The sequence below is a fragment of the Rhodococcus chondri genome (assembly GCF_036327435.1).
In the GTDB taxonomy this organism is placed as follows: domain Bacteria; phylum Actinomycetota; class Actinomycetes; order Mycobacteriales; family Mycobacteriaceae; genus Rhodococcus; species Rhodococcus chondri.
Window position 1 is genome coordinate 1 of the sequence record NZ_JAUZMZ010000256.1, and the last position, 4,868, is coordinate 4,868.

The 4,868-nt window shown below is 68.1% G+C and carries 4 protein-coding genes; 2 read left to right on the forward strand and 2 right to left on the reverse strand.

The genetic code is table 11. The features are described from left to right. Positions 1 to 21 precede the first annotated feature (21 nt). A complete protein-coding gene (locus Q8814_RS24430; RefSeq protein ID WP_330154555.1) occupies positions 22 to 1,623 on the forward strand; it encodes an L-aspartate oxidase in 1,602 nt (533 codons plus the stop codon). A gap of 1 nt (position 1,624) precedes the next feature. Further along, positions 1,625 to 2,491 carry a carboxylating nicotinate-nucleotide diphosphorylase gene (gene nadC, locus Q8814_RS24435; protein ID WP_330154556.1) on the forward strand — a complete coding sequence of 289 codons (867 nt, stop codon included), beginning with the start codon at positions 1,625 to 1,627 and terminating at the stop codon, positions 2,489 to 2,491. Here the strand turns inward: nadC and Q8814_RS24440 are convergent. Both Q8814_RS24440 and Q8814_RS24445 read right to left on the reverse strand, forming a co-directional pair. Continuing rightward, positions 2,452 to 3,336, reverse strand: a complete 885-nt coding sequence (locus Q8814_RS24440; protein WP_330154557.1) for a pentapeptide repeat-containing protein — start codon at positions 3,334 to 3,336, stop codon at positions 2,452 to 2,454. The two genes, nadC and Q8814_RS24440, sit on opposite strands and share 40 nt — an antisense overlap. A gap of 532 nt (positions 3,337 to 3,868) precedes the next feature. Beyond that, positions 3,869 to 4,868 (reverse strand): IS110 family RNA-guided transposase (locus tag Q8814_RS24445; protein WP_330154558.1); only part of this gene is annotated, 1,000 nt, incomplete at its 5' end.

Genomic DNA, 4,868 nt, shown 5'->3' on the forward strand with positions numbered 1-4,868 from the left:
CGGCAATCCCGGTAGCGGCGAGTGACACCCTCCGCCGTCGGCGTGAGCTGGGAGGCGCACGCCGAGCTGGTGGTGGTCGGCGGTGGCGTCGCAGGACTCACCGCTGCCCGCGCCGCGTCCCTCCGAGGGTTGCGGGTACTGACGGTGAGCAAGGGCGGGCCCACCGACACCGCCACCCAATACGCGCAGGGTGGGATCGCGGTGGTCGCACCCGACGGCGACAGCGTCACCTCCCACGTTGCCGATACGGTCGCCGCCGGTGGTGGCCTGTGCGACGAACCGGTGGTCCATTCGATCGTCACGGCCGGTCCTGCCGCGATCGCCGCACTGACCGACCTCGGCGCAGTGTTCGACCGTGGTCGTGACGGCACCGTCGCGCGCACCAGAGAAGGCGGACACTCGACTCGCCGCATCATTCACGCCGGCGGCGATGCCACGGGGGCAGAGGTGCAGCGGGCACTGGGCGCCGCGGGTCTGCCCGTGTTGTTCGGGGCGACCGCTGTCCGGATCCTCACCGACCGTCGCGGTGTCACCGGTCTGCTCGTCCTCGACGGCCGCGGCCTCGGCGTGATCCACACCCCGGCCGTTCTCCTCGCCACCGGCGGACTCGGCCAGTTGTACGCGTGCAGCACGAATCCGTCCGGGGCCACCGCAGACGGAATCGCCCTCGCTCTGCATGCCGGTGCGACCGTCGCCGACCTCGAGTTCGTACAGTTCCATCCCACCGTGCTCTTCGCGTCCGGGAGCGTGGGACGCCGCCCGCTCATCAGTGAGGCCGTGCGCGGTGAAGGCGCCACGCTGCGCGATTCACGTGGTGAGTCGATCACCGAGGGTGTGCATCCCCTCGGCGACCTCGCGCCCCGCGACGTGGTCTCGCGCGCGATCGCCGAACGCCTCGCACTTCTCGGGGAGGACCACGTCTATCTCGATGCCCGGCGTATCGAGAACTTCGCCGAGCGGTTCCCCACCATCACGGCGTCCTGCGTCGAGGCCGGTCTCGATCCTGCCGCCGACCTGCTTCCCGTCGCGCCCGCCGCGCATTATGCGTGCGGAGGCGTCGTCACCGACGTGCACGGCCGCACCGCGGTCCCCGGTCTGTATGCGGCGGGGGAGGTGGCCCGCACCGGGCTGCACGGTGCGAACAGACTCGCATCCAACAGCCTCCTCGAAGGTTTGGTCGTCGGCGAACGCGCAGGCATCGCCGCGGCCACGGAACGGGGCGCACTGCGGGTCGAGGCCCTCGACGCGGCTGTGCCGGTCCGCCCACGGCTCGGGCGGGCCACGGTGCAGCAGGTGATGACCCGCCACGCCCTGGTAGTCCGCGACGCGGACGGTCTCGCCGCCGCAGACGCCGCACTGTCCGTCGCAGACATGCAGCTGTGCGCGACCGAGACCGACATCGAGGACGCTGCGCTCACCGTCACGGCCCGCGCGCTCGTCACGGCCGCGCAGCGCCGCACCGAGTCGCGAGGTTGTCACACTCGTCGTGACGTCCCCGAGAGTGACCCCGCGCAGGCTTCCAGCATCACGCTCGGCCTGGACGGGGACGGGGTCCTGTCCGTTCTGCCGCCGCACCCCCTCGCTTCGCACACTTTCGGCCCCCAACTGACAGGAGCACACTGACATGGCCACCGCGCTGCCCGCCGAACTCGATTTCGACGAGACACGCGCCCTGGTGAGGCGCGCGCTCGACGAAGATCTGCGGTACGGACCGGATGTCACGACCGACGCCACGGTTCCCGCGGACGCGGTGGCCACGGCGGCGGTGGTGTCGCGGCAGGCCGGTACCGTCGCCGGTCTCGATGTCGGCACCCTTGTCCTCGACGAAGTGATCGGCGCCGACCACTACCGGGTGCTCTCCCGGGTCGAGGACGGCCACCGCGTCGTACCGGGGGAGCCGGTGCTCACCGTGGAAGCCCCGACCCGAGGCCTGCTCACCGCCGAACGCACAATGCTCAACCTGCTGTGTCACCTGTCGGGTATCGCCACTGCGACCTCGCACTGGGTCGACGCGGTCGCCGGCACCGAGGCGAAGATCCGCGACAGTCGCAAGACTCTGCCCGGCCTGCGGGCATTGCAGAAGTACGCGGTTCGGGTCGGTGGGGGCGTCAACCACCGCATGGGGCTCGGCGACGAAGCGCTGATCAAGGACAACCACGTGGCCGCGGCCGGATCGATCGTCGCGGCGCTGCGTGCGGTGCGGGACCACGCGCCGGGTATCGCATGCGAGGTCGAGGTCGACAGCCTCGAACAGTTCGACGAGGTGCTCGCCGAGAACGCCGAGCTGATCCTGCTCGACAACTTCCCACTGTGGCAGACGCAGATTGCGGTGCAGCGCCGCAACACCCACGCGCCCCGGACCCGGCTCGAATCGTCCGGCGGCCTCACACTCGACGTGGCCGCCGAATACGCTCGCACCGGTGTCGACTACCTTGCGGTCGGTGCGCTGACTCATTCGGTGACGGTGCTCGACCTCGGATTGGACATGTAGGCGGCCGAAAAGTGCGCGGGCAGGCGTGTTTCGGCGCTGATCCGGGCGGCGGCGATCTGAGGCCATGTGAGGTACAACGCGCCGCAGAGGTCGGCGCCGTCCAGCCTGGCGTCGCGTAGATCCGCTCCGAGCAGATCGACCGCTGTCAGGTCGCTTCCCCTGAGATCGGCGGCAATCAGGCAGGCGCCGCGAAGATCCGCACCGCACAGTCGGCGTCCTCGCAGGTTCGCGCCTGCAAGATCGGCGCCGGAACGCAGAGCGGGATCCGGCGGGTCGGCTGCAGCGAAATGCCCTGCTCGAACCTCCGCGCTGATATCCACGAGCAGTGTGCGTACTTCGGAATGCAGTGCTTCCGGATCGATCGCGAACAGAGCACTCAGGCTCCCGCAGGTAGCGTCGTGGATCGTCGACACAAGTTCGCAGGCGTGTTGTGCGGCATCCGGATCGTAGGTTCGCTCTGCCGATTCGACGAGATGCCACAGCATTTCGTGCAGCTGTCTGACAAGGGCGAACGCCGCGAGCATGTCTCGCTGTGTCTCCGGACGTTCGCACGGGCCGCTGCCGGCGAACAGGCGCTGCGACACGACCTGCCCCGCACCGAAGCAGTCGAAGACCGTACAGCCGCGGAATCCCCGGGCCTGCAGTCTCGCGTGGATGGAGCAGGAGAAATCGGGCCCGAGGTGCCGGCACGGTGCGCCGGCAGACTTGTCCTCGGCGAAGTCGACCGAGCGGGAAAACCCGAAGGCAGTACAGCACAGCGCGAAACAGCTCGCGCAGTCGGCGCGCAGAGCAGTGCGCCGAATGTCGTGCGGCAGGGTCGAGCGGGATTGGCGTGACGAAGGCATGATCGCGGTACTCCGAGTGTCGATTCCGATGCAGGACGCCTGGCAGGGAACCCGGCGGGGTTCCCGCTGTGGACGCACGGAATCACCACCCCGTACCGGCGCGGTACGCGCCGGCGGGGAGCGGTGCGAATCAAAGACACATGGAGTTGATCACTGCTCGTGAGCCTAGCAGGCGACGAACCGGGATCCATGGCTAGGCATTTGTCTAGTGGCAGGTTGTGGTCTTTATGACGTACAACTGATATGTAGAGAACTTTGTCAAGAGGGCAAGGTGAGGCGCCTCCGGGGAGCGACCCCGAAGGCGCCTCTTCGCTTCGCCGCCAAGCCTGGGTGGGGAGCGTGTCGATAAGCGACGCGCGGTCAGACTGATATACGCGGGTTGGTTACCGCAGGACGGGATTTCGGCTGGATCGCATCCGCGTGTCTAGGATCGAGCGTCGGCCAGGGTGGGCCTGCTCATAGGTGTGTCGCGGGTCGATCCACGCGCTGTCACCACCGGTTCTCGTCCGGCGAAGCAGATCAGGAAATTCCCTCAGCAGTCCATCACCGCCAATGACCAGCACCAGCCCGCCAGCTCACGCGCAATCGCCACGTTCGCTATGACGGGTCGTTTGCGGCGTTCGAGAAACCCGACCCACCGCTGATGCAGGCGACGGTTACCCTCATCGCCTCGTGCACGAGCCGCAGCCGGCGCCAGATCCCAACGGGCCCGAATCCCCGCACCGACGCAATACCGTGCTCGGTGGTGCCAGGCCGCTTCCACCAGAAGTCGTCGGGCGTGGGTGTTGCCGGTTTTGGTGATCGATCCCTGCGCTCGCGACGAACCGGAGGAATGCTCCGAGGGCACCAAACCGACGAACGAGCCGATGGTGTTGCCGGTGAACCGAGTCCAGTCACCGATCTCCACCGCCAAGCCGAACCCGGTCAAGGTGCTCACCCCACGCAGGCAGCACATCCTGCGGACGATCGGGGTGAACTCACTCGCCGCGGCCATCTCCTCGATCGCCGTATCGAGGCGCCGGCGCCGGGCCTGCAGCGTAAGCACATGCTCGTAGTCGGCGTCGAACGCCATCCGCGTCGCCGGCAAGGTCAACTGTGGCGCGGCTTCGGTGCGCAACCACCGGTCGTGCGCGCCGGTCCAGGCGGTGCCGCCGTAGTAGACGATGCCGTAGCGCAGCAACAGTTTCGACAGGCGGTGACGGGCGCGCATCAGGTCCCCGCGGCAGTCCTCCCGGACCCGCACCAGATCCCGGGCCGCTTCCTGATCGACGCTGGGAATGGCCACCGAGGTGATCTCGTCCAGGCGCAGCAACCGGGCCAGGTGCACAGCGTCGCGGGCGTCGGTCTTGACCCGATCTCCCGACGGTTTCTGCAGCTTGGACGGGGCGGCGACCTCGCACCGGATGGTTGCGTCCATCAGAGTGGTGTAGAAGCCGGAGCTCAATGAGCTGACCGGCGTGTCGTAACCGGACGAAAGACGGTCACCGCGTGATTCTTCGAGAGAGCTACCAACTCGACTCGACGAAAGAGCA

Coding starts and splice junctions, on each gene's coding strand:
- Q8814_RS24440 (WP_330154557.1), bottom strand. CDS start 3,336: ATGCCTTCGTCACGCCAATCCCGCTCGACCCTGCCGCACGACATTCGG.
- nadC (WP_330154556.1), top strand. CDS start 1,625: ATGGCCACCGCGCTGCCCGCCGAACTCGATTTCGACGAGACACGCGCC.